This is a genomic window from Hydrogenophaga sp. (assembly GCF_036675665.1).
Taxonomy (GTDB): Bacteria; Pseudomonadota; Gammaproteobacteria; order Burkholderiales; family Burkholderiaceae_C; genus Hydrogenophaga.
Genome location: NZ_JAKFEO010000070.1, coordinates 1 through 1,637, shown reverse-complemented (window position 1 = coordinate 1,637; position 1,637 = coordinate 1). Strand labels below are relative to the sequence as shown.

Here is a 1,637-nt window from a genome sequence, read left to right as displayed (position 1 = left end):
CTCGGCCGCGAGCTCAGTGGCAGCGTGGTCGGCATCCTCGGGCTCGCGCCTACCGCGCACACGCTGGCGCTCATGCTGCACTCGCTGGGTGCGCGGCTGATCGGCTACGACCCCGCCGTGCACCACACCGCGCCGATCTGGAACCGCCTGAAGATCCAGCCGGTGGGCTTGCAGGAGCTGGTGACCAACGCCGACTCGGTCTCGGTGCAGGTGCTGTACGCCTCGCGCTACGAGGGCTTCATCAACGACAAGCTGCTGGCCCATTGCAAGCCGGGGCAGCTCTGGGTGGGCATCAGCCGCTCGCACCTGTACGACGTGCACGCCTTCGCCCGGGCCCTGAACGACGGCCGCATCGAGGCCGCGCTGCTGGACGGTGCGGAGTCGGGCTTCGCCTCGCGCGGCTCGCCGCTGCACGAGTGCGGCAACCTGTTCCTGACGCCGCGCCTGGGCTCCCACACCCGGGAGGCGCGCCTGCGCGCCAGCTGGTACGTGGCCCACCGCATCCACGAAACGCTGTCGGCGCCGAAGAACGTGGCGTTCGAACCCACGCCGACGGGGATGATGGACCTGGGGGTTTGATCACCTGGAGAACGCCGCGCGTTTTCTGCTTCGTCATCCCCGCGATGCTTCGTCATCCCCGCCCCCGCCTTCGCGAGGGCAGGCTCCGGCGGGGATCCAGGGCTTTCAAGCAGGTTGAGAAAGCGGACGCACTGGATTCCCGCCTGCGCGGGAATGACGGACTTTCAGGTCCCCGCGTCCTTGTGCTTGTCCGCCTCTGTGGTGAACGCGTCGGCGTAGAACTCCTCGGGCGGCAGCTTGGCCAGGGCGCTGTATTCGGCGCGGGCCGAATCGACCACGATGGGCGCGCCGCAGGCGTAGACCTGGTGGCCTGACAGGTCGGGGAAGTCCTCCAGCACCGCCTTGTGCACGAAGCCGGTGCGGCCAGTCCAGTTGTCCTCGGGCAGCGCGTTGGAGATGACCGGGACGTACTTCAGGTTGCCCATCTCGGCGCAGCGCGCGTGCACCCAGTCGTCCAGGTACAGGTCGTCCGGCCGGCGCCCGCCCCAGTAGAGCGTGGCGGGACGCGTGACGCCCTTGTGCTGCAGATGCTCGATCAGGGCCTTGATCGGCGCGAAGCCGGTGCCGGAAGCCAGCAGGACCATGGGCTTGTCGGAATCCTCGCGCAGGAAGAAGCTGCCGTAGGGGCCTTCCACCCGCAGGATTTCCTTCTCCTTCATCGCACTGAACACATGGTCGGTGAACTTGCCGCCCGGCATGTGGCGGATGTGCAGCTCCACCCCCGGGCCGTTGTGCGGCGCATTCGCCATGGAGTAGCTGCGGCGCGAGCCGTCGCGCAGGATGAACTCGACGTACTGGCCGGCGTGGTAGCGCAGGGTGTCGTTGGCCGGCAGCTGCAGCCTGACCACCATCACGTCGTGCGAGCGCTTTTCCAGCGCGATCACTCGCGAAGGCATCTTCTTGACCGGGAAGGCGCTCTCGTCGGTGACCTGGCGCGACTCCAGCACCACGTCGGTCAGCGCAAAGGCGCTGCAGGTCAGCACGTAGCCGGCCGCTTCCTCCTCGGCGCTCAGCGCCTTGCTCTGGTGCGCACGGTGGACCACCTCGCCTTCGAGCTT

Annotated in this window: 2 protein-coding genes; one reads left to right on the top strand and one right to left on the bottom strand. The window is 68.1% G+C overall.

Annotation, left to right across the window (positions count from 1 at the left end):
- Positions 1-579 (top strand): NAD(P)-dependent oxidoreductase (locus V6M63_RS18885; RefSeq protein WP_332744346.1); only part of this gene is annotated, 579 nt, incomplete at its 5' end.
- Between the two features lie 164 nt (positions 580-743).
- On the opposite strand, the gene V6M63_RS18880 is transcribed toward V6M63_RS18885, so the two are convergent.
- Positions 744-1,637: CDP-6-deoxy-delta-3,4-glucoseen reductase (locus V6M63_RS18880; protein WP_332744344.1), on the bottom strand; the 894-nt coding region annotated here is incomplete at its 5' end.